Genomic DNA, 20,314 nt, shown 5'->3' on the forward strand with positions numbered 1-20,314 from the left:
TTACGGTCGGCTCGCGGCGCTACGGCGCGGCGCGAGCAGGCGACGGGCCGCCAGGTCGAGCAGGTAGCCGAGGACGCCGATCACGGCAATCACGGCGACGACCTGGTCGTAAGCGAGCTGATCGCGGGCATTGAGAATCTGATACCCCAGACCTGATCGCACGCCGAGCATTTCGGCGGGCACCAGCACCACCCAGGCGATGCCGAGGGCCAGGCGCAAACCGTTCTGTATCGGTACGCGGACCGCCGGCAGCACCACGGCGGTCAACTGCTCGAACCGGCTGGCGTGCAAAGACCGTGCGACATGCAGGTAGCCGGGGTCGATCGCGTGGACTCCGGCGACCGTTCCGAGCAGCACCGGCCAGACCGCCGCGACGGCGATCAGGAAGATCACCGGCTGGCTGCCGATGCCGAACACCGCCACGGTGATCGGGGTCCACGACAGCGGAGAGATCATTCGCAGGAAACCCACCACCGGCCCGGCCGCGCGCTCCGCGGTGCGGCTCAAGCCGATGAGTAGGCCGGCCGGGACGCCGACCAGCGCGGCGATCAGCAGGCCGATCAGCAGACGGTAGAGGCTGACGGCGGTATCGGATACCAGCACACCCCGGCCGATCAGATCCGCCAGCGCCGCAAGGACATGCGGCGGCGAGGTCTGTCGCAGCAGTGATTGCGGGGCGCAGAGTGTCGACGTCGCGGCCCACCACAGCGTGATGGCAACGCCGACACTGGCGATCGGGGGCCATACCCGCGGCCACCACCGAGACCGCACGCCCGCATCGGCATCGGGGGCGGGCTGGTCACTGCGCTGCACTGCGATGGTCGTCATAAGGCGTGTACCTGTTCTTCCCGGGTGAGTGATGCGGCCAAGCCGAACGCTGCGGGCCCGCCGTGGTGTGCCAGGGCGGATCGCACGAACTGGTCGTCGACGAGGTCCGCGTGCACCCGGGCGGGATCCAAACCCTCCAGGAAGCGACGATCGCCGTCGATGACCGTCTCGCCCATGGCTTCCACGAGGCGGTGGGTGAAGCTGGCAAAGGGAAACGGGGTGAAGCCCAGCCGCTGCGGCTGCCAGTCCGGATGCGCCAGGGGATACGGGGGATCGGGATAGGTCAGGGCCAGCTGCACCGCAGGCACCGGTTGGGGTAGGTAGTGGCCCCCGCCAAGGGCTTTGGCCGCCTTGACACGGTCATCGTTCAGCAGTAACTGCGCGCCGACCACGGCATCGGTTAGCTGTTGGATGGCGTTGGGCCGCTGGGCGATCACGTCGTCGCGGGTGATGAGCACGCAGCAGGCGTGGTCCCGCCAGATGTCGCCGAGGAAGGTGTGGATGCGACCGATCTTCTTGATCTGGGCGACCGCGTTGAATGGGTCGGCGACGACGTAGCCACCGATCGAGCGGTTGGCCAGCGCGGGCACCATGTCCGACGGGCTCATCACGATCAGCTCCACGGTGCGGGCGGCACGTGAAGCGCTGCGCCGCACCACCGGTCGCAGGCCGTGTGCCCGCAGCAGCTGCTGCAGCACGATGTTGTGGATGGACCACCAGAACGGGATCGCCACCTGGGTACCGGCCAGGTCTGCCAGGTCCTTGATGTGCGGTGCCACGGTCAGCGCCGAGCCGTTGGTGTGATTCCAGCCCAACACCCGAACGCCACCGCCCAAGGCGTAGCGCAGTTGGACGGCCATCGGCATCAACAGATGCACCACATCCACCTTGCCCGTCACGAAGGCCTCACCCAGTGAAGCCCAGCTGCGGAACAGCACCGGTTTGGCCGAACTGACCAGCCCCGCCGGATACAGCGCGGCGCTGTGCGCCAGCAACAGCGGCGCCGCGTCGGTGATCGGCAGGTAACCGATCCGCAGCGGGCCGCCGGTATCGGCCGCGCGGCTGGTGGAGCTGCGGGCCAGGTCACCGATCCCGAAGACGCCGCCGGCCGCTGCGGCTGCCGCCGCCCCGATCAGCAAGCCGCGTCGCGTCAGCGTGGTCACGACCGCACTCCGGCGACGTCGACGCGGTCGGCGTCGTAGTGCGCCAGGATCTCCTGATGCAGGCCGACGTGACCTTCGGGAGTGGCCCCGGCGACCGCCCATTGGTTGCGCAGCCGCCCGTCGACGCCGAGTAGCACGACTCGCTGGGCCAGCCGCAATGCCTCGTCGACATCGTGCGTCACCAGGACAACGGTCACTTGCAGCTCGGCCGCCAACTGCGCCAGCCAGCCCTGTAAGTCGGTACGGGTGGTCGGATCCAGTGCGCTGAACGGTTCGTCGAGCAGCAACAGTCGCGGGTTGGTGGCCACCGCCCGCAGAATGGCGACGCGTTGCGCCTGACCTCCGGACAACTGATCGGGATAGCGATCGGCCAGCTGGTCGACACCGAAACGGGCCATCAAGTCGGTGGCGCGCGCCTGGTCGAAGTCGGCCCGGTGGGCAGCGAATCGCCTTGCGTAGGCCACATTTTCGGCGACGTTCAGCCAGGGCATCAGTAACGGCCGCTGGAACACCACACCGGTGCGGGGCCGGTTGCCGTCGGAATTCCAGGTGACGGTGCCGCCATCCAGTGGCTCCAGCCCGGCCAGCACCCGCAGCAGCGTCGACTTGCCGCTGCCACTGCTGCCCAGGACCGCGACGAATTCACCATCGCCGACCGAGATATTGATATCGCGCAAGACGGTGACGGACCCAAACCGTTTGCTGCCCTGAGCTACCCGTACCGACTCAGTTCCCACCGCAGTTGTCCTTCCGATGGTGATTGGATAGGGAGAAAAGCCGCTTCCCGGAAGCGTCGGTTGGCCGCGCTGCGGGTGGCGTAGCCGGCCCCGCCGGCCAATGTCGATTCGAGCCGGGTGGCGTCCACCGCGGTCGTCGCGGCGTCCAGGCGCAGCCGAATGATCTCGGCCAGGCCGGCCACGTGCGAGCGGCCGGCCAGCGTGAACAGTTTGTCGCGCAGCCCGTGCAGTTGTTGGCCGAGTTCCGTGCGCTCGGTACCGAACTGCTCGGCCAGCCGGCCGCTGGCTTGGCGGGCGCCTTCGAGCGCAGCGGCGGCCACCCCGACACAGAAGGCGGTCTGCAGCAACAGAAATGTCGGTCGGATCGTGCTCACGAAGGATGCCAGGTCGTCGGTGAGGATCTGCTCCGGTGAGACCGGGACCTCGTGGAGGCGCAGCGAGGTCGAGGCGGTGGCCCCCAGCGCCATCAGGTCGGGCGCCGGGTTGACCGTGATGCCCGGAAGATTCGCATCGACCACCGCAACCAGGGTTGTGCCGTCGGGGCGGCGGGCCGGCAACACGATCAGGGAATCGTCGAAGACGTTGGACGCCCAGTGAATCGGTCCGGTGATCCGCAGGTCGTCACCGGAGCCCTCGGCGACCAGCGGAACCGGCCCCAGGCCGGCGACCTGCTTGAGTCCGGCCGCCATCGCCGTCACTCCGGCGCGGGCACCGCTGCTCAGCGAGTCCAGGCGGTCCTGGTGTACCGGTGCCGGTGCGTGGGCCAGGTAGGTCACCGCCATGGTGTGCGCCCACAACGAGAATCCGACCGCCAGGCTCGCCGCCGCGGTGTGTTCGATCATGGAGACCAACTCCGGCAGACCGTCGTCGCGCAGTGCCGCCTCGAAGAATCCCGCCGCCCCGAACCGAGCCAGGTCGGCGCGGACGTCGAGGCCACCGGTGTCGAGCGCCTCGGCGCGGTCCGCCACGATCGCGGTCAGGTCGGCCAGCGCGGTATGCACGAGGTGTACCGGAGCGCTCACCGCTGCTCGCCTTCCAGGCGGTGCAGTCGGTCGATCGGGGTGGTGACGGCTTCCCGAGCCCGGCGGACCGCGGTTTCGTCGGGGGCGTCGTAGAAACACAGGCACTTGTCCATGTCTTCACGTACGTAGGTGCGCAAGAAGGTCACCTCGGGAACATCGGCATACCTGGGTGACTTGGCCTTCTTGCGAGCCAGGTAGGTGTCCATGTCCAGATCGGCGGGCAGGTCCCATTCGACGAGATAACCGGCGGCGGGGCGGGCCGCCTTGAGTTGCGCGAGCTCGGCACCGACCAGCCGGACCGGGTGCGGGCCGCTGACCTCGGCCACCGACAATGTTGCGGCGTCGACCGAAGGTGCCTGACAGGAGCCGAATTCCGCGATCGCGAAGATCCGGTGTGCCTCACCGGTCACCTGGGCCTCGATCAGTTCACCGCCGTCTTGATGGATGACAGCGTCGAGTTCCTTGATCACGCGGTCGGCGTCGGAGCGGTCGAGACGCAGCGGAGCGATCTCGTAGAGGTACAAAGTCATGGGGTTGTCCTTTCGCCGTCGGATGACTACGACGGTGCCAGCGATAGACAACCCTGTCTATCGAAGCGACTGGGCTACTCTGCTGCCATGACGCGCACCACGGGACCGGGCCGAGAGCAGGCCCCGCGCGCCACGCGCACTGCGCCTCCCGCGCAGCGTCTGCTCGAAACGGCAACGGAACTCTTTGCAGCACAAGATATTCGAGAAGTAGGTATCGACCGTATCTTGGCCGAAGCCGGGGTGGCGAAGGCGAGTCTTTACAGTCTCTACGGCTCGAAGGAAGCGCTCGTGCTGGCCTATCTGACTGCTTTGGATCTGGCTGATCGCAAGCGATACCACGGGGCCGCGGCGCGGCTGGACGACCCCGTCGAGCAGATCCTGCTGTTCTTCGACTTGGCCGCGGCGGCTGCCAAGAAGCGCCGCTACCGCGGATGCCTGTACGTCAACGCGGCCGGCGCGTATGCCGGTACCGACCTCGAGCCGGTGGTGGCTCATCGCCGCTGGATGCATACGACGTTGGCGGGGCTACTCGCTCAAGTCGGCGTTGCCGATGCGTCGGAGCGGGCAGGTGACCTTCAGTTGCTCTATGACGGCGCGCTGGTCGGCTCTAAAATCGAACGGTCTGTCGCGCCGATCGTCCGGGCTCGCCGATTGGCGGCCGAGGGAATCACGTCAACAGTCCCACATATCACTTAAGCAACTTTTGTATCAAGCTTCGGCGAGTCGGGTTTTGTTTGCCATGCGGCGGGTGTCTAATGGACAGCTATGTGATCCGCGTTAACAACGTGTTAACATGGTCCGCATTATTCCAATCTGGTCCGAACCGGGGCGGGGGTCAGCGCCGTGTACATCAACCCGATATACCGATATCGAATGGGCCGTATGGCCTGGTCACTGCTGCGACATCCGCGTCGAAGTCGAGAGTTCCCGGCCAAACACGAACGCTTGATCACCTCCGACGAACTCTTGCGCTTCGCGACATAGGTCTGCTCACGCCCGCGGGCGTGGGTCTCCGCGAAGAGTTTGCTGACCGTTATCAGTTCGTAATCTACGCCAGTAACCCGGATGCACGGATCGCGTCGGCCAAGGGCTCCAGAACTGCCGGGTCATGGGGCGCCGGCAGATAGACGATCGCCAGATCCAAGCCCTCGGCGCCGAGCGCTGCGGCTTCCTCGATTACCCGGCCGTAATCGAGATCCGGCTGCAACCGCAGATGCGCCGACAAGGTGATCTGCTTCGGGTCGCGCCCGATGTCGGCGCAATGCGCGGCCAGCACGTCGCGCTTGCGGGCGAACTCGGCAGGTGTTCCGCCGACGAAGTTCCAGTGCTGGGCGTATTTCGCGGTGATCTTCAGCGTGCGCTTCTCGCCGTTGCCTCCGATGCAGATCGGCGGGTGTGGGCGCTGCGGTCCCTTGGGCTCGTTGCGGGCGTCGGTGAGTTGGTAATAGCTGCCGGAAAAGGTAGTGGTGTCCGCGCTCAACAGGCCGATGAGGACCTGACAGGCCTCCTCGAAGCGGTCGAAGCGCTCGGAGATGCTGCCCAGCTCGATCCCGTAGGCGCCCGACTCCTCTTCGTTCCAGCCCGCGCCGATGCCCAGCTCCAATCGTCCGCCGGAGATGATGTCGAGCGCGGCAGCCATGTTGGCCAGCACGGCGGGATGGCGGTAGTGGATGCCGGTCACCAACGTGCCCACTCGCAGCCGGGTGGTCGCCTGGGCCAAGGCGGTCAGGGTGGTCCAGCCCTCCAGGCACGGTCCGGTCGGATCGGAAAAGATCGGGTAGAAGTGGTCGAAGGTCCAGCCGGACTCGTAGACGTCGATGTCGTCCGCGGCTTGCCAGACGGCCAGCATGTCGGCCCAGGTGGTGTTCTGCGGTGACGTCTTGAACGCAAAGCGCATCCCGCCGAGCTTAGCGGGTCGCCGCCATGAACCCAGCGGGCGATTCTTTGTGGGAGCTGCGAAATCCCTGGCGGTGGGCAGTAGGCTCACCCGGTGGTTATGAATCTGGGCATCGACACCAAGGTGACCTTGTTGTCGGCCGGCCTGATATTTCTACTGGCCCTGCTGTTGGGGGTATGGAAGTACCAGCAGATCGCCACGTCGAAGGATCACAGGGCGCACGTCTACGTCGACATCGCACATCGGGCGGCGCTGATGTACTCCTTCGCCACCCTGTTGGTCGCGGTGTTCGTCGAACTCAGCGGCTGGCCGACCTGGGTGAACCTGACCGCGGCGATGGTGGTGGTGTATTTCTTTGTCACCGCGATAGGCAGCTACATGCTGCACGGCGCCTTACGCGACACCACCAACCAATTCGAGTCAGGCGGCTGGTTCCTGCGCATCGGCATGGTGTTGCTCATCCTGGGTGAGATCGGTGGCTTCTCGGTGCTGCTGGCCGGATTCGGCGCTGCCCAGTTCTGAGGGTGCCTCAGCACGCCTGGCCGTAGATACTGCTGACCCAGACGTGAGTCAGCGTGTCGACAACCTGATCGTGCGGCACCGACGGTTGCTCGGCCATCAGCGCGGCCATCATCGTGCGCTCGTTCATCTGATTCAGTGACGTCGCGAGATCCAGAGCGTCGATGGTCGTTGGGGCGGCGCCGCGGTCGCGTTCGGCGGTGATCATCGTGGCGGTTTGGCGGATCCATTTCTGCATGAAAGCGTTCCACGTCGCCCGGAACTCCGGGCTGGTGGACAGCGCCTCGGTGCCGGCCCGGCGATCGCCCGGTGCGAGCTGAACGCGATGAAGAACGCTTTGATGCCGTTGCGCCAGATCCGGCGCGGGTCGGTCGGCAGCCGTTGCACCGCCCCGATGAACTCCGAGTCGGCCGCCGCGATGAGCGGCTCCAGCAGCGAGAGCAGCACCGCGTCCTTCGACTTGAAATAGAAGTAGAACGTGGGCCGCGAGATTCCGGCACCTTTGGCCAGGTCGTCGACGGAGATCTCGCCCAGCGGACGTTGCTCCAGCAGCCGTTCGGCGGTGGCCAGGATCGCCTGCTCGCGATCGTCCCCGGACGGCCGCGTCCCGCGGCGTCCATGGCGGGTCGCATTTGGGCTGGTCATGGGGGCCACTTTACACGATGTCGACTTAATCAACAGGGTGTTGACTGACTCAACACACCGTTGATAACCTGGCGCCATGACTGAACACCACGATGTTGTGATCGTCGGCGCCGGCATCTCCGGTATCAGCGCGGCCTGGCACCTGCAGAACCGTTGCCCGAACAAGAGCTACGTGATCTTGGAGCGTCGCGAGGACCTCGGCGGCACCTGGGACCTGTTCAAGTACCCGGGAATCCGCTCCGACTCCGACATGTTCACCCTGGGCTTCCGGTTCAAGCCGTGGCGTTCAGCTCAGGCGATCGCCGACGGACCGTCGATCAAGAACTACATCCGCGAAGCTGCCACCGAGAACGGCATCGACCAGCACATCCGCTACGGCCAGCGGGTGGTGGCGGCAGACTGGTCCGACGCCGACAATCAGTGGACGCTGACCGTGGCACAGGCGGACGGGGGGACCCGGGAGATCACCTGTTCGTTCCTGTTCGCGTGCAGCGGCTACTACAACTACGACGAGGGCTACTCGCCGGAGTTCCCCGGCGCAGCCGATTTCGGCGGCACCATCGTGCACCCGCAGCACTGGCCGGAGGACCTGGACTACGCCGGCAAGAAGATCGTCGTCATCGGTTCCGGAGCCACCGCGGTGACGCTGATCCCGTCGCTGGTGAACGCCGGCGCGGGCCATGTGACCATGCTGCAGCGGACGCCGACCTACGTGGGATCGCTGCCTCTGGTGGACCCAATCGCCGAGCAGACCAACAAGCTGCTGCCGGCGCGGGCGGCACATTTCGTGAACCGCTGGAAGGCGATCGGCTTCTCCACCAGCCAGTACCAGCTCTCCCAGAAGTTCCCCGCATTCATGCGTAAGACGTTGCTGACGATGGCCAAGCGTCGGCTGCCGGAGGGCTACGACGTCGAAAAGCACTTCGGCCCGGACTACAAGCCGTGGGATCAGCGGTTGTGCCTGGCGCCCAACGGCGACCTGTTCAAGACCATCCGCAGCGGCAAGGCAGACGTCGTCACCGACACCATCGAGACGTTCACCAAGACCGGTATCAAGCTGAACTCGGGTGCGGAGCTGGACGCCGACATCATCATCACCGCAACGGGTTTGAACCTGCAGCTGTTCGGTGGCGCGGAGATCCGGCGTAACGGTGAGCCGATAGAACTGCACGACACCATGTGCTACAAGGGCCTGATGCTGACCGGGATGCCGAACATGGCGTTCACGGTCGGCTACACCAATGCGTCCTGGACCCTGAAGGCGGACCTGGTCTCCGAGTTCGTCTGCCGGTTGCTGAATTACATGGACACCAACGGTTTCGACACCGTGGTGCCGCAGCATCCCGGCAATACAGTGGAGGAGCGTCCGCTGATGGACTTCACCCCGGGATACGTGCTGCGGGCGCTGGACTATCTGCCTCAGGCCGGCGACCGCTTTCCGTGGCGGCTCAAGCAGAACTATCTACTGGACGTGCGGATCATCCGGCGCGGCAAGGTGGACGAGAAGTCGCTGAAGTTCAGCAAGCACCGGGCGCCGGTGAGCGTCTAGCCGTTTTCCGGCCAATAGTAGGAGTCGGGGTAGGGTCGGGACCCGAACAGCGCGGTCCCGATCCGTACTTCGGTAGCGCCCTCGGCGATCGCCAGGGCAAAGTCGCCGCTCATGCCCATCGACAAGCGCGGCACGTCGTGGCCATGTTCGGCCGCGGTATCGCGTAGCTGGCGCAGCCGGCGGAAGCAGCCGCGGACGGTGTCGGGGTCATCTGCGTTGATCGCCAGCGTCATCAAACCTCGGACCCGCATGGTGGAGTAGCCGGCCAGCTCGTCGAGGAACGGCAGCAGCTGGTCGGGATCTAGACCGTACTTGCTCGGCTCATCGGAGGTCTTGACCTGCACCAGCACGTCGATGACGCTGGCGATCAACGCAGTTGACCCCGACACCGGGCGTGCAGGTGTCGGTCCAGCGCCACGGCCAGTCTGGACCGGTCCAGCGACTGCACCTCGGCAGCCAGCCGCGCCACCACGCCGGCCTTGTTCGTCTGCAGGTGTCCGATCATCACCCAGTCGATCCCCGGGTCGGGCACCTGGCCGACCAAAGCCATCGCCTTGTCCTTGATCTCTTGGACCTTGTTCTCGCCGAACCGGTGCAAGCCCAGATCGAAGGCTTCTCGGATCAGCTCGGGACCGAAGGTCTTGCTCACCGGCAGCACGGCGACTTCCTCGGGCGAACGCCCCGCGGCGCGACACGCGTCGTCGACGCGCGCGCGGAGATGTTCCCAGCGCGCCCGCAAGGTGGCGTCCATCGGTGTGCTGGCCTAGACGACGACGATGCCGTCGTCGTCGCTGTGGGCGATCGCACCGGGCACAAAGGCAATGCCGCCGAACTCGACGACGACGTCGCGCTCGCCGTCGCCGGTCTTGGTGCTCTTGCGGGGATTGGTGCCCAGCGCCTTGATACCGATGTCGAGGGTGCGCAGGGTCGAAGCGTCACGTACCGCGCCGTGCACGATCAGCCCTGCCCAGGCGTTGCTTCGGGCCAGCTCGGCGATGACGTCACCGACCAGCGCGGTGTGCAGCGAGCCGCCGCCATCGATCACCAGCACCCCGCCGTCGCCGGGCTCAGAGAGCATCGATTTGAGCAGCGCGTTGTCCTGGAAACAGCGCACGGTGCTGATGCGACCGGCGAATTCCGTACGGCCGCCGAGCTGGCGGAACTGAACGTCGCAGCTGCGGACGCCGGGACCGATCTCGTCGACCAGGTCGGCGGTGGGTCGGAAGCGTGCGGTCACCGCCGGTCAGCCTCGGCGCGCACGCCGCAGCCGGCGAAGCAGCAGCAGTGCGAACACGCCAAGGATTCCAGCGGCCAGCAGCGGACCGGGCGAACGGCCTGACGCCGGCGGGCTCAGCGGGTTGCGCGCCGTCTCCACCGTGGACTTCGCTTGGGCGGCCGTTTCTTTGGCGCCCTCGGCGAGGTGGCCCGAGCCGTTGGCGGCGACCGCCGACGGAGTGGGGACCGTGGGGGCCGGGGCAGGCGCCGCGGGAGCACTCTTGGCGGGTGCCTTTTTCGCGGGTGCCTTCTTGGCGGCCTTGGCCGGAGCCTTCTTAGCAGTGGCCTTCTTAGCCGGGGCCTTCTTGGCGGGTGCCTTCTTAGCGGGAGTCTTCTGCGGCGCCGGCGCCGGCGACTCGGCCGGCAGGTCAGCTCCAGCCGGCGCAACCGGCTCGGCCGCAGCGGCGGATTCGTGGTCGGGCTGGCCTTGCGGTTCGGTCATACGGCTGCTCCTCTGGCGGGGTTCTCGTCTCAGATCAACTGGGCTTCACCGGCAACGTTCCCATCATGCCAGCATCTGCCAGCGGTGACTGCTAGCCAAAAGTCAGGATCGAGGCCGGTTGAACCACACACCGGCCCCGACGAGCGCCACCGCACCGGCAACGAACGGCCAAATCGGCAGGTCACCCTGGGGGTCGGCGTAGCGGCGCGGGATGGCAGGGGGCGCGTCGTTGCGGTCGGTGACCGCGGGGCCGGGCTCCCCAGTGCCGGCCACCGTCAGCTGGAACGGCCACGAACCGGACACCACATGCCCGTCGGCGGAGGTGACCCGATAGTGGACCGTGTAGGTGCCGGTGGGCCCCAACGGACGCACGGCGACGCTGGCGACCGCGCCGTCCACCCGGGTGTCCCCGGTGGACCACAGATGCCCGTCGGGCCCCACCACCGTCATGGCCGCGAAGTCGGACTGCAGTTGCTCATTGAAAGTGGCGCTGACCCGCTCCGGCCCACGCGACAGTTCCGCGCCACGCGCCGGGTCCGTCGACACCAGCACGGCGTGCGCGGCGGCCACCCCGGTGGCCGCGAACAGCATCCCCAGCACAAAGACGCCCGCCAGTACGACGCGCGGCGCCCGCCTCACGCCCGCCGCCTACCCAGGGCGATCGTGGCCGCCAGCGCAGCGACCAGCAGTGCGGCGCCGCCCAGCAGCCGAGCCGCATTGTCGGCGCGCTGCTCGCCGGCCTCCGATCCCGCCTCTGGCGCCGGGCCGGCGGAGACCGCCGGCTCCGGGTGCTGCGCGTGGTGTTCGGCTGCCGATGCCGGGCCGGTCCCCAGCTGCAGAGTGGGCACCGGGTGCTGCGCCTCACCGCCGCCGGGTGGGGGGATTTGGTCCCAACGCACCTCGGTGCCGTCGGCGTACCGCTGTGCCGACGGGAAGTTCACCGTCTCGGTGTCGGGCAGTCGCATCGCGATCCGGAACAGCCCGAACTGGTCGGCGCCGATGCCGGCGCCAGCAGTGGCTGTCCAGGTCACCGCGCGCACCGCCCCGGATTTCGGGTCGCGGTCCAGGCGCGCTGTCCAGCCGGGCTTGGTTTCGGTGCGAGCCGAGGCCACGTCGGGCAGCGTCACGGTGAGTTCCGTTGTGGCAGAACCACTCGGCGACTCATTGGGGACCTCAAAAGTGACCATCGCAACGCCGCCGCGCACCGCGCCGGGGCTGCTGGCGTGCACATGTGCCCAGGCCGGCGCGGCGCCGACCAAGGACGCTGCGGTGATCGCCGCGGCCAGTGCTGTGGCGCACGTACGGGCGTTCATGAGGGCAGTCCCAGGCGGGCCATCAGGTCGGCATCGATCCCATCGAGCTGGTCGCTGATCGAGGCGGAGGCGACTCGGCGACGATCTCCCGGCATAGTCTCAATGGCGGTCACGGCTGTCGAGAGGTCCGACAACCGTTCGGTGATCGCCGAGACGAACTGCTTGGTCTCGGAATCCTTGGGCTTGCGGTCCTGCACCAGGCGCATGGTCTTCTCTGCTCCGGCGATACGCGCCGAGAGGTGGGCTGTGTTTCTTGCGGGTCCGGAGAACTCGCCGATACGAGCGAGCGGGACCCCGAGCCGGGCGGCTCGCTGCTCGTCGATCAGGCCGCGCACCGCCATCGCGGCCCGGTACACCAGCGGTACTACGACCGGCGCCAGCATTCTGCTGACCACCAGCGTCCGGCGGATGCGGGCGGGCGAGAGGATCCGGCCGTCGCGGGCAGCTTTGAGCTGGCTTTCAGCGGCCTTGCGCGCGGTGCGGTCGCGGTTGCGGTCCGACTGGATCTGGGCCTTGAGTGCACGGGCTTCCGCGCGTTGGCTGGCCTTGAAGCGTTTCGCCTCACCCTTGGCGGCCAGTCGTGCCTCAAGCTTGGCGCCGGCCTTCAGCGCCCGTGCTTCGGCACGCCGGGTCGCGCGGCTCTTTCGTTTTCTGAACAGGCCCATCGCGGCCGCCTCCCCGGTGTCTCGCTGGAACCGATCAAGCCACCCTAATCCGCGGTGCCGGCGCCTCAGTCGCTGAGGTGCTCCTTGCGGCGGAGCTCATCGATGCGGGCCAAGATGTCCTCCTGGGCCTCGGGCGAGAGCCCGACGGACTGGGTCGCGATGCGCCGTACCCCGGCGTCGCGGATGCTGTCCAGCCACGACAACTCGGCGTCAAGCTTGGCGTAGTAGTCGTCGTCGGTGAAGAACGCCGGTTTGATTCGGAAGAAGTTGGCCAGCGCTGCCATGGTGGCGGTGGAGGGGTTCGTCCGATTACCCGAGCGCAACTGAGAGAGGTAGGGGGCCGACATCGTGACGCCCTCCGCTTTGAGTGCCGCGATTACCTCGGCGGACGTATGCGGTCCGCGGCCGGGTGGATAGACCACATCGAAAAGGCGATTCAAGCGGACAGCGAACGTCGCGCTCATCGATAGGACCTCCAGGGGGTAGGCAGGCGGCCGACAGGCGCTCCGCGAGGGGCGAGCGGTAGCGCCTGATGATTTGCTGATCATCGTAGCGATAGTTACCGACACAACCAAGGGTGTTTCCGTAGCGAATTCGACCTTGGGCCACGAGATCGGGCTGGGTGCAGTTCATTCGGCTCACCGTAGAGATCGCTGTGGCCGGATTTTCGTGTCGTACCAAGCACTATTGCGTCGGCGTCGGCGAACGAAGAGATCCACGAACACCGGTCCGTTGGTCCTCACTGCTGGACGGCCCTCCGGTGAAGTGAAGTTTCCACCGTGTGTTGAGCTGACGGCGGGATTTGCTAACGGGTGGTGGAATCGTCTCCGGCGGTCTGTCCGGAACGGGGAAGGGAAGCCCGCCACAGCGCGGACCCCAATGCCACCGACACCAATACGGCGACCGAGGCGATGGCCACCGGACGCCATCCCAGCGCTTCGTCGAACAACATCCACAAGCCGCATGCCAGGAAGAGCAGTCCTGCCGCGGCGTGCAGCAAGTGTTCGGGCAATCGCCGGTGCAGTACCGTCCCGACCGCGATCGCGACCGCGTCAGCCAGCACCATCCCGATCGTCGCGCCCAGCCACACGCCCAGCCAGTTGCGGTCACTGGCCAGCGCGACCGTCGCCAACATCGTCTTGTCCCCGAGTTCGGCCAACAGCACCGAAGACACCACCGCGAACAGTGCGAATCGAGGCTCGCGGACGGCGGTTTCGCCGGGCGCGGAGTTGGTTCCCTCGCGCCACGTCCACGCCGCGAAACCGATGAAGGCGACGCCGGCGACGGCGGCGATCGGGCGGGCCGGCAATGTCAGCCCGAGAAAGTGCCCCACCGTGACTGAGATGCCATGGATGGCGAAAGCCGCGATAGCCACCCCACTGAGAACCACCCACCAGCGGTGCCGCAGCGCGTAGGTCATGGTGATCAGTTGCGATTTGTCGCCGAGTTCGGCGAGGAAGACCACGCCCAGGCTGATCAGCATGGCGGCAAGCATGCGAGACGCCCTTTCGTCAGCTGCCGAGGCTAGTGACTCCCAGGCCCGGCCGCCAGCCGACAAGGGATTTCGGCGGCCCGAATTCTATGATCCGGTGACCGCACAAACCACCGTGAATTGCTTTATGCGGCAAGCAGCATGGCCAATATCGCGGTGTCGGGATGGCTGACCGGGTCAACACCGACCCGGCTCACCATCGAGGTGACGGTGCCGTCGGATTCGGCTTCGACCCAGGCCGCCCGGTGCTCCAGGCCCAGGTAGGGCAGACCGGGCAGCAATATGCAGCCAGAAGCCGCGCCTCGGCATTCGGGTAGTGAGGGAACGGTCTCCGACGGCGGGTGCAGCATCAGCAGCGCGGAGGGTTGGCGGCCGGCGAAGTACCCCGGTGCGATCGCCGATTCACCGGTGACGGTGCCTTCGGCCAGCAACAATCCGACAGTGCCTGGACCGGGATTGTCGGGGAGTTCCTCGTGCGTGCCGAACACTGTTGTGGTGGGCAGCAATCCGGGCATCGAAGCGACTCGCACGGCGATGCTGAGCAGCTGTGCCCATTCCTTGGTCGAATCCGGCCAGCGGCCGAAGATCACGAAGCCGTGCAGCTCGCCACGGGAGTGAAACGGGGCGACTTCGATCGCCCGGCCGGACCCTCCGGACCCTGTCGTCTCCATCGCGCACCCTCCGCGACATTCTGGCTTATCGGCTGAGCCTGCTCGCATTTCAGCGGGTGGGTTGTCTGGCAGCATGCGGCACCCGCACAGCGGATTCAAGGTGACACGGCGAAGTGGCGGATAACGAAACGGTGAAAAGCAAGTGGGGCGCCACGCCAACGGCGCGACACCCCACCATGCCGGCAGTGCGGCTAGAAGATCAGCCCCGAAGTCTTCGAGGTGGCGGCCGCGAAACGCGACTGCACATCGGCCCAGTTGACTACGTTCCAGAACGCCTTGACGTAGTCGGCTTTGACGTTCTTGTACTGCAGGTAGAAGGCGTGCTCCCACATGTCGACCTGCAGCAGCGGAATGATGCCCAGTGGCACGTTGGCTTGCTGGTCGTAGAGCTGGAAGGTCAGTAGCTTCCCGCCCAGGGTGTCGTAGCCGAGCACCGCCCAGCCCGAACCCTGGAGGCCGTTGGCGGCCGCGGTGAACTGCGCACGGAACTTGTCGAACGAGCCGAAGGCGTCGTCGATGGCCGCGGCCAGTTCGCCCGTCGGCTTGTCACCGCCGTTGGGGGACAGGTTCTTCCACCAGATCGAGTGGTTGACGTGTCCGCCGAGATGGAAGGCCAGGTTCTTTTCGTTCAGGAAGATCGCGCCGTGGTCGTCGTTGGCTCGAGCCTCCGCGAGCTTCTCCACTGCGGAGTTGACGCCAGCCACGTATGCAGCGTGGTGCTTGCTGTGGTGCAGTTCGTTGATCTGACCCGAGATATGCGGCTCAAGGGCTCCGTAATCCCAGTCCAAGTCCGGCAAGGTGTAGTCGGCCACGGGGTTCCTTCCTTCGGTCAGTACTGATCCGGTGTCGATCACCGTTGATCATTGTCGACAGGCGTTCACGGTCTAGCGGCACCCCACTCCCAGCACGGTCGCGGTGTGGTGGGGCCACCTTCAACCACATTGCTCCAACGCCGGGTGTACCGCAACAACGGGTGGAGCTAACGCAAGGCGTCAGCCGCTCACCATGCTCAGGCAGCGGTTCAGGTCAGGACGAGCACAAGCAGGAAAGTCAGCAGCACCAGTGCGATCACGCCGGCGCGCAGCGACGCCAGTAAGTAGGCGCGCTTATAAGTGGACGATCCCGCATGCCAGCCCGACGCCGCTGCGACGGGCCCGGGTCCGATCGGCCGTGCCGTCATTCCCCTGTCCTCAGCATCCCTGTGCCCCCAACTTCACCGTGCGCCCACCTACGTGAGGCGCATCACATCCGTTCTGTGACGGCGATCATAGCGCTTTGTCCGCCCAGTGGAAAAATTCACTGAGATAACCCGACTTACCTGCACTGATGCGTTCCGGGGCATGCCGGCCGTTGAGTGTGGGTGGTAAGTCGCTGCTTAGCCGATCAAGCGATTTCGCTCGACACTGTTAGTCGGTCCGTGTCGATCACGCTGCGTTATCCACAACCGATGCGTCTTTCGGTATGTAAAAAGCACATCACGCCCCGTGTGACCGTCGACGGGTATGTGGATAAACCTGTGGAAACTGTGGATAGCCGGAGGTAGCTGCCGGATCGCCAGCGGGCCATAGGGATGGTCTTCGACACCGTTTACCGAGGGCTCTGGCCGTGGCTGCGCTGACCTTGCGGTCGCCGCGTGCCTGAGGATGCTCGCCGACCTTGCGGTCGCCGCAGGACTGAGGGCGTCGACCCGACTGCGGTCGGCTCCGCTGACCTTGCGGTCGCCGCTAGGCTGGGGCGGTGATTCAGGTGTGTTCCCGCTGCAACACGCGGTGGAACGTGCGCGACCGCCAGCGGGCCTGGTGCCCACGCTGCAACGGTGCGCTGTGGGCGCCGCTCACACCCGAGCAAGAAGCCGAGCTGCAGTGGACCCAACCCGGGCCCCCCGCACCGCCTCCAGCATCGGGGGAAGCGCCGCCACGGCTGGGTCCCGGCTACCGCTGGATCGCGGTGCGGCCCGGCCCGCCGCCTCCGCAATCGCCGGTACGGCGCCCGCTCGGCCCCACCCCGCGCTACTCGGTGATGCCCCGCTGGACGCTGATGGGCGGGCCGATTCGCGCTGCGGCGCAGTCGAAACCGGGGGAGCGACAGGCGCCAACGGCGCGCTCACTGGAGAAGACGCTCGCTGCTGCGGTCGCCGCGCTTGGTGTCGCGGCCCTGGTGCACGCCCTGATCTATGTGCTGATGATCATCAACCGCACCATGCTGCTGAACCCCCTGATCGCCGGTGGCGCGGTGTGGCTGGGCCGGCTGGCCGGGTTGGCCGCGATCGCGGCGGTGGTCAGCTGTGCCGTGGTGTTGACCAGGTGGCTGCTCGCCCGGCGTTCGGTGGCCTTCGCTCGACTGCATCTGCCCGAGACGCGCCCGGCCTGGGCGGTGTGGGCGGGGTGCTTGGTGCCGGTGGTCAACCTGGCCTGGGCGCCAGTCTTTGTCATGGAGCTGGCCAAGCGGGAGGACCGGCTGGAGCGGCTGCGCAAACCCATCATTGTGTGGTGGGCCGTGTGGGCGGCCAGCACTGCGGTCGCTATCTTCGCCACCGCCACCAGTTGGGCCGGCGGGGCCCAGGGCATTGCCAATAACATGGTCGCGACCGTGGTGGCTTACCTCCTCGGCCTGGCAGCTGTGGTGACGGCGGCCCGGGTAGTCGAGGGATTTGAGCGGCGGTCGATGGGCCGGCCAGCCCACCACTGGGTGGTGGTGGCCGACGGCCGCGATACCGCCGCGGTGTCGCCGCCGGATCCTGCCGTCGCGCCAAAGCCGGAAGATGCCACGACACCGGCCCCGGTCCTTGAGTCCGACGGACGGGAACCGGCAGCATAAGCCCATGACACCGGCCGGCGATGTCGTCTCGGAGCACCCGTTTGTGGTCGCGCACCGCGGTGCCTCCATCGACCGCCCGGAACACACCCTGGCTGCCTACGACTTGGCGTTGCAGGAGGGGGCGGACGGCGTCGAGTGTGATGTGCGGCTGACCAGTGACGGGCACCTGGTCTGTGTGCACGATCGGCGGGTGGATCGGACCTCCAGTGGTGCCGGGGTGGTCAGCGAGATGACACTGTTGCAATTGCAGCGCCTCGACTACGGCGCCTGGCACAGTGGCGGGCAAACCAATTCACCTGAGGCCGGCAGCATCGGCGACACCGGCCTACTTACTCTCGACGCGCTGGTTGCGCTGGTGCTGGACTGGCATCGGCCGGTGAAGATCTTCATCGAGACGAAGCACCCGGTGCGCTACGGCTCGATGGTGGAGCGCGAGGTGCTCGCGCTGTTGCATCGATTTGGGCTCGCCGCGCCGGCATCGGCCTCGCGGTCGCGGGCAGTAGTCATGTCGTTCTCCGCGGCGGCGGTGTGGCGGATTCGCCGGGCCGCGCCCCAGATAACGGGCACCCGACCCGAGCAACACCGTCGGCAGCAGGGGCGCGGCGACCACGGTCGGTGCCACCGCGATCGGCCCGTCGATCGCGACGCTGCGGGAACATCCGGAGTTGGTAGACCAGGCCGCCGCGCGGGGCCGCGCGCTGTACTGCTGGACCGTCGACCGCAGCGAGGACGTCGACTTCTGTAGGGATGTCGGGGTTGCGTGGATTGCGACGAATCAGCCCGCCCGAACCAAGGCGCGGTTGCGGGCGGGCTGATCGGCGGGCGAGAGGTTTACCCGCCGGCGATACGCGGTGCGCCGGCTTCTTGGCCCACGGTGATCTCCCGTGCGACGAAGGTCTCCAACTCGAACAGGTTGTGCCCGGCACGCTCGGCGACCCGCAGCAGCTGGGTCATCACGGCCACCTCCTCAACCTGTTCGCGCAGGAACCACTGCATGAACTGTTCGCCGAGGTAGTCGCCCTCGTCGCGCGCTGCGCTGGTGAGCTGACTGATCTGCTCGGTGACGGTCCGCTCCTGCTCAAGCGTCAGCGCCAGGGCATCCCGCGGGGCGTCGAAGTGGTTGCGTACCGAGTCGACGCCGGGAATCTCGACGCGGATGTCACGGTCGAGCAGGTACTGCACCAGCATCATGGCGTGGTTGCGTTCCTCGACGGCCTGGGCGTAAAAGAATTTCGCCAATTGTGGTAAATCCTCGCCGTCGAAATAAACCGCGACCGCGACGTATTGCTGCGCGGCGGTGAATTCGTGGTAGATCTGCTCTTGAAGCAGCGCGTGAAATTTCGTCTTATGGCTGTCGGTCTCGATCATGAACGCGATGCTACCCCTGGTCAGCGGGGGTCCGCATCCAAGGTCTGGCTTACTCAGGTCAGCGTTGCCTAAGTAAAGATAGGGTACGCTGAAATTGCGCAATCGCGCGACGAAATTAGGTTTGACTTAATTGTCGGTGCTCGGGGTGGGTGGTGTATCGCGACGCAATGCGTCGAATAACTGGGCGGCTTCGGCGTGGTTCCAAACCACCGCGTCACCGACGTCGGTCCAGACGAACTCGCCGATGGGTACGGTCAGCGTGGTGGTGGTGCCGCGCAGCGCCCAGCCCAGGGCCGCCAGGTCGATGACGCCGGAGCTGTCGTCTATCGTCACCGCCCGTGCGGCGGCGTGTGGCGCGGTGTACCAGCGCAGCGGATTGAGCCAGACGACCGGATCGGCAATGCGGGCCAGCAGTGCCGACAGGAACAGTCGCTGGTGGGCCATCCGGTCCAGATCGGCGCGCGGCGTGGCTCGGCTGCGTACATAGCCCAGGGCGGTCGCACCGGTCAGGTTCTGGCAGCCGGCCGGCAGATTCAGTCCGGCCAGTGGGTCGTCGATCGGTTCGTCCGGGCACAGGGTGACGCCGCCGAGGGCGTCGACGAGCGCGGCGAAACCGCCGAATCCGATCTCGAGATAATGGTCCAGCCGCAGGCCGGTGGCCTGCTCCACCGTCCGGGTCAGCAGGGGAGCGCCGCCGAGGGGGTACGCGGCGTTGATCTTGTCTTTGCCGTAGCCGGGGATCGTGACGTAGGAGTCGCGCGGCAGCGAAACCACGGTGGCCGGCGACTCCGATCCCGGACTGGGCAGGTGGACGAGCAACACGGTGTCGGTGCGGCCGTCGCCGATGTTCCCGCCGGTGCTCAGGTCTTGCTGCTCCTGGACTGTGAGGTCGGCGCGGCTGTCCGAACCGACCAGCAGCCACGTCGTGCCGAGACCCGGTGTCGGGCGGTCGGCGTAATCGGAGAATGCCGCGGTCCGTTGTAGCGCGGTGTCGAGCCAGGCTGCGGCGCCGACCAGGGACGCAGTGCCGAACAAGCCCACCAGCAGGGCGAGCGCCAGCAGTTGGCGTGGCCAAGATCGCCGTCGGCGCGAGGCGGGTTGCCGCGTGGCGCGGGGACGCGGCGTGGGAGGACGCGGCGCCGACGGTCGCGGTGCCGGCGGGGGTGCCGGTCGCTGGATGACCCGCGGCGCTGGCGCCGGCGTCACCGGCCGGCCACGGGGGTCGCGGTACAACAACGGCGGCGGTTCACGACGCGGCGGCGGTGGAAGGTGCCAGGGCTGGCCCGGCCCGCGATCGCCGTTCACCTGCCCAATCTACGTATCGAGCGGCGGCAGGGCGATCTCCGCGGCCAGTCCAGGTGTGTCGTGGACGCCGAAGATC

At 66.8% G+C, this 20,314-nt stretch carries 24 protein-coding genes and 2 pseudogenes; 5 read left to right on the plus strand and 21 right to left on the minus strand.

Annotation, left to right across the window (positions count from 1 at the left end):
* From BN4346_RS46090 to BN4346_RS46110, 5 genes are read right to left on the minus strand one after another with little or no spacing between them, the layout of a single operon-like run.
* Nucleotides 1-828 carry an ABC transporter permease gene (locus BN4346_RS46090; protein ID WP_067976943.1) on the minus strand — a complete coding sequence of 276 codons (828 nt, stop codon included), beginning with the start codon at nucleotides 826-828 and terminating at the stop codon, nucleotides 1-3.
* Nucleotides 825-1,991, minus strand: a complete 1,167-nt coding sequence (locus BN4346_RS46095; RefSeq protein WP_067976944.1) for an ABC transporter substrate-binding protein — start codon at nucleotides 1,989-1,991, stop codon at nucleotides 825-827. The genes BN4346_RS46090 and BN4346_RS46095 overlap by 4 nt, the downstream gene beginning before the upstream one ends.
* On the minus strand, nucleotides 1,988-2,728 hold the full coding sequence (locus tag BN4346_RS46100; protein ID WP_067976945.1) for an ABC transporter ATP-binding protein: 741 nt from the start codon (nucleotides 2,726-2,728) through the stop codon (nucleotides 1,988-1,990). The genes BN4346_RS46095 and BN4346_RS46100 overlap by 4 nt, the downstream gene beginning before the upstream one ends.
* Entirely contained in the window at nucleotides 2,704-3,750 is a 1,047-nt protein-coding gene (locus BN4346_RS46105; RefSeq protein ID WP_067976946.1) for an acyl-CoA dehydrogenase family protein, read from the minus strand. Before BN4346_RS46105 ends, BN4346_RS46100 begins: the two co-directional genes overlap by 25 nt.
* Nucleotides 3,747-4,280 carry a DUF4242 domain-containing protein gene (locus BN4346_RS46110; RefSeq protein WP_067976947.1) on the minus strand — a complete coding sequence of 178 codons (534 nt, stop codon included), beginning with the start codon at nucleotides 4,278-4,280 and terminating at the stop codon, nucleotides 3,747-3,749. The genes BN4346_RS46105 and BN4346_RS46110 overlap by 4 nt, the downstream gene beginning before the upstream one ends.
* 87 nt (nucleotides 4,281-4,367) lie before the next feature.
* On the opposite strand from BN4346_RS46110, the gene BN4346_RS46115 reads away from it, so the two are divergent.
* Nucleotides 4,368-4,976 (plus strand): TetR/AcrR family transcriptional regulator, encoded by a 609-nt coding sequence (locus BN4346_RS46115; protein ID WP_067976948.1) that lies wholly within the window; start codon nucleotides 4,368-4,370, stop codon nucleotides 4,974-4,976.
* 352 nt (nucleotides 4,977-5,328) lie between these two features.
* On the opposite strand, the gene BN4346_RS46125 is transcribed toward BN4346_RS46115, so the two are convergent.
* Entirely contained in the window at nucleotides 5,329-6,177 is an 849-nt protein-coding gene (locus tag BN4346_RS46125; protein ID WP_067976949.1) for an LLM class F420-dependent oxidoreductase, read from the minus strand.
* A 99-nt stretch (nucleotides 6,178-6,276) separates the two neighbouring features.
* Here BN4346_RS46125 and BN4346_RS46130 point away from each other — a divergent pair, with 99 nt between their 5' ends.
* A complete protein-coding gene (locus BN4346_RS46130) occupies nucleotides 6,277-6,699 on the plus strand; it encodes a hypothetical protein (RefSeq protein ID WP_067976950.1) in 423 nt (140 codons plus the stop codon).
* A gap of 7 nt (nucleotides 6,700-6,706) precedes the next feature.
* On the opposite strand, the pseudogene BN4346_RS46135 reads toward BN4346_RS46130, so the two are convergent.
* Nucleotides 6,707-7,341, minus strand: a pseudogene (locus tag BN4346_RS46135) (TetR/AcrR family transcriptional regulator).
* A 76-nt stretch (nucleotides 7,342-7,417) separates the two neighbouring features.
* On the opposite strand from BN4346_RS46135, the gene BN4346_RS46140 reads away from it, so the two are divergent.
* Nucleotides 7,418-8,890: a flavin-containing monooxygenase gene (locus BN4346_RS46140; RefSeq protein ID WP_067976951.1), complete on the plus strand. Its 1,473-nt coding sequence runs from the start codon at nucleotides 7,418-7,420 to the stop codon at nucleotides 8,888-8,890.
* On the opposite strand, the gene BN4346_RS49335 is transcribed toward BN4346_RS46140, so the two are convergent.
* The 12 genes from BN4346_RS49335 to BN4346_RS48330 all read right to left on the minus strand — a co-directional run bounded on the left by BN4346_RS49335 (nucleotide 8,887) and on the right by BN4346_RS48330 (nucleotide 15,928).
* Nucleotides 8,887-9,279, minus strand: coding sequence for an alanine racemase (locus tag BN4346_RS49335; protein ID WP_235653805.1), 393 nt, complete (start codon nucleotides 9,277-9,279; stop codon nucleotides 8,887-8,889). The two genes, BN4346_RS46140 and BN4346_RS49335, sit on opposite strands and share 4 nt — an antisense overlap.
* Nucleotides 9,258-9,641 carry a type III PLP-dependent enzyme domain-containing protein gene (locus tag BN4346_RS49340; RefSeq protein ID WP_235653806.1) on the minus strand — a complete coding sequence of 128 codons (384 nt, stop codon included), beginning with the start codon at nucleotides 9,639-9,641 and terminating at the stop codon, nucleotides 9,258-9,260. The genes BN4346_RS49335 and BN4346_RS49340 overlap by 22 nt, the downstream gene beginning before the upstream one ends.
* A gap of 12 nt (nucleotides 9,642-9,653) precedes the next feature.
* Nucleotides 9,654-10,127 carry a ribonuclease E activity regulator RraA gene (gene rraA, locus BN4346_RS46150; RefSeq protein WP_067976952.1) on the minus strand — a complete coding sequence of 158 codons (474 nt, stop codon included), beginning with the start codon at nucleotides 10,125-10,127 and terminating at the stop codon, nucleotides 9,654-9,656.
* 6 nt (nucleotides 10,128-10,133) lie between these two features.
* Nucleotides 10,134-10,607, minus strand: a complete 474-nt coding sequence (locus BN4346_RS46155) for a hypothetical protein (protein ID WP_067976953.1) — start codon at nucleotides 10,605-10,607, stop codon at nucleotides 10,134-10,136.
* A 102-nt stretch (nucleotides 10,608-10,709) separates the two neighbouring features.
* Nucleotides 10,710-11,198: a copper resistance CopC family protein gene (locus BN4346_RS46160; RefSeq protein WP_078058885.1), complete on the minus strand. Its 489-nt coding sequence runs from the start codon at nucleotides 11,196-11,198 to the stop codon at nucleotides 10,710-10,712.
* A gap of 44 nt (nucleotides 11,199-11,242) precedes the next feature.
* Nucleotides 11,243-11,920, minus strand: a complete 678-nt coding sequence (locus tag BN4346_RS46165; protein WP_067976955.1) for a YcnI family protein — start codon at nucleotides 11,918-11,920, stop codon at nucleotides 11,243-11,245.
* On the minus strand, nucleotides 11,917-12,585 hold the full coding sequence (locus BN4346_RS46170; RefSeq protein WP_067976956.1) for a DUF6474 family protein: 669 nt from the start codon (nucleotides 12,583-12,585) through the stop codon (nucleotides 11,917-11,919). Before BN4346_RS46170 ends, BN4346_RS46165 begins: the two co-directional genes overlap by 4 nt.
* Before the next feature lie 65 nt (nucleotides 12,586-12,650).
* Complete coding sequence (locus tag BN4346_RS46175) at nucleotides 12,651-13,049, minus strand: helix-turn-helix transcriptional regulator (RefSeq protein WP_067976957.1); 399 nt, start codon at nucleotides 13,047-13,049, stop codon at nucleotides 12,651-12,653.
* 341 nt (nucleotides 13,050-13,390) lie between these two features.
* On the minus strand, nucleotides 13,391-14,080 hold the full coding sequence (locus tag BN4346_RS46180) for a TMEM165/GDT1 family protein (protein ID WP_067976958.1): 690 nt from the start codon (nucleotides 14,078-14,080) through the stop codon (nucleotides 13,391-13,393).
* Between the two features lie 122 nt (nucleotides 14,081-14,202).
* The gene (locus BN4346_RS46185; protein WP_067976959.1) at nucleotides 14,203-14,748 is read right to left on the minus strand and encodes a peptidase; all 546 of its coding nucleotides are present in this window, start codon (nucleotides 14,746-14,748) and stop codon (nucleotides 14,203-14,205) included.
* A 191-nt stretch (nucleotides 14,749-14,939) separates the two neighbouring features.
* A complete protein-coding gene (locus BN4346_RS46190; RefSeq protein ID WP_067976989.1) occupies nucleotides 14,940-15,560 on the minus strand; it encodes a superoxide dismutase in 621 nt (206 codons plus the stop codon).
* A gap of 209 nt (nucleotides 15,561-15,769) precedes the next feature.
* Nucleotides 15,770-15,928: a hypothetical protein gene (locus BN4346_RS48330; protein ID WP_167666273.1), complete on the minus strand. Its 159-nt coding sequence runs from the start codon at nucleotides 15,926-15,928 to the stop codon at nucleotides 15,770-15,772.
* Nucleotides 15,929-16,485: 557 nt separating this feature from the next.
* Between BN4346_RS48330 and BN4346_RS46195 the strand changes: the two genes are divergently transcribed.
* Together BN4346_RS46195 and BN4346_RS46200 are read left to right on the plus strand one after the other, a co-directional pair.
* Nucleotides 16,486-17,565, plus strand: a complete 1,080-nt coding sequence (locus BN4346_RS46195; protein ID WP_067976960.1) for a DUF4328 domain-containing protein — start codon at nucleotides 16,486-16,488, stop codon at nucleotides 17,563-17,565.
* A gap of 4 nt (nucleotides 17,566-17,569) precedes the next feature.
* A pseudogene (locus BN4346_RS46200) lies at nucleotides 17,570-18,380 on the plus strand (glycerophosphodiester phosphodiesterase).
* Between the two features lie 16 nt (nucleotides 18,381-18,396).
* Here BN4346_RS46200 and BN4346_RS46205 read toward each other — a convergent pair.
* On the minus strand, nucleotides 18,397-18,933 hold the full coding sequence (locus BN4346_RS46205; RefSeq protein WP_067976961.1) for a ferritin: 537 nt from the start codon (nucleotides 18,931-18,933) through the stop codon (nucleotides 18,397-18,399).
* 126 nt (nucleotides 18,934-19,059) lie between these two features.
* Nucleotides 19,060-20,238: an LCP family protein gene (locus BN4346_RS46210; RefSeq protein ID WP_067976962.1), complete on the minus strand. Its 1,179-nt coding sequence runs from the start codon at nucleotides 20,236-20,238 to the stop codon at nucleotides 19,060-19,062.
* Between the last annotated feature and the right edge of the window lie 76 nt (nucleotides 20,239-20,314).

The sequence above is a fragment of the Mycolicibacter icosiumassiliensis genome (assembly GCF_900078685.2).
Classification (GTDB): Bacteria; Actinomycetota; Actinomycetes; order Mycobacteriales; family Mycobacteriaceae; genus Mycobacterium; species Mycobacterium icosiumassiliensis.

Bases quoted from the DNA above. Each gene is read 5' to 3' on its own strand.
- BN4346_RS46115 (WP_067976948.1), top strand. From the start codon at position 4,368: ATGACGCGCACCACGGGACCGGGCCGAGAGCAGGCCCCGCGCGCCACG.
- BN4346_RS49340 (WP_235653806.1), bottom strand. From the start codon at position 9,641: ATGGACGCCACCTTGCGGGCGCGCTGGGAACATCTCCGCGCGCGCGTC.
- BN4346_RS46140 (WP_067976951.1), top strand. From the start codon at position 7,418: ATGACTGAACACCACGATGTTGTGATCGTCGGCGCCGGCATCTCCGGT.
- BN4346_RS46170 (WP_067976956.1), bottom strand. From the start codon at position 12,585: ATGGGCCTGTTCAGAAAACGAAAGAGCCGCGCGACCCGGCGTGCCGAA.
- BN4346_RS46205 (WP_067976961.1), bottom strand. From the start codon at position 18,933: ATGATCGAGACCGACAGCCATAAGACGAAATTTCACGCGCTGCTTCAA.
- BN4346_RS46090 (WP_067976943.1), bottom strand. From the start codon at position 828: ATGACGACCATCGCAGTGCAGCGCAGTGACCAGCCCGCCCCCGATGCC.
- BN4346_RS48330 (WP_167666273.1), bottom strand. From the start codon at position 15,928: ATGACGGCACGGCCGATCGGACCCGGGCCCGTCGCAGCGGCGTCGGGC.
- BN4346_RS46130 (WP_067976950.1), top strand. From the start codon at position 6,277: ATGAATCTGGGCATCGACACCAAGGTGACCTTGTTGTCGGCCGGCCTG.
- BN4346_RS46155 (WP_067976953.1), bottom strand. From the start codon at position 10,607: ATGACCGAACCGCAAGGCCAGCCCGACCACGAATCCGCCGCTGCGGCC.
- BN4346_RS46180 (WP_067976958.1), bottom strand. From the start codon at position 14,080: ATGCTTGCCGCCATGCTGATCAGCCTGGGCGTGGTCTTCCTCGCCGAA.
- BN4346_RS46125 (WP_067976949.1), bottom strand. From the start codon at position 6,177: ATGCGCTTTGCGTTCAAGACGTCACCGCAGAACACCACCTGGGCCGAC.
- BN4346_RS46165 (WP_067976955.1), bottom strand. From the start codon at position 11,920: ATGAACGCCCGTACGTGCGCCACAGCACTGGCCGCGGCGATCACCGCA.
- BN4346_RS46175 (WP_067976957.1), bottom strand. From the start codon at position 13,049: ATGAGCGCGACGTTCGCTGTCCGCTTGAATCGCCTTTTCGATGTGGTC.
- BN4346_RS46110 (WP_067976947.1), bottom strand. From the start codon at position 4,280: ATGACTTTGTACCTCTACGAGATCGCTCCGCTGCGTCTCGACCGCTCC.
- BN4346_RS46160 (WP_078058885.1), bottom strand. From the start codon at position 11,198: ATGCTGTTCGCGGCCACCGGGGTGGCCGCCGCGCACGCCGTGCTGGTG.
- BN4346_RS46185 (WP_067976959.1), bottom strand. From the start codon at position 14,748: ATGGAGACGACAGGGTCCGGAGGGTCCGGCCGGGCGATCGAAGTCGCC.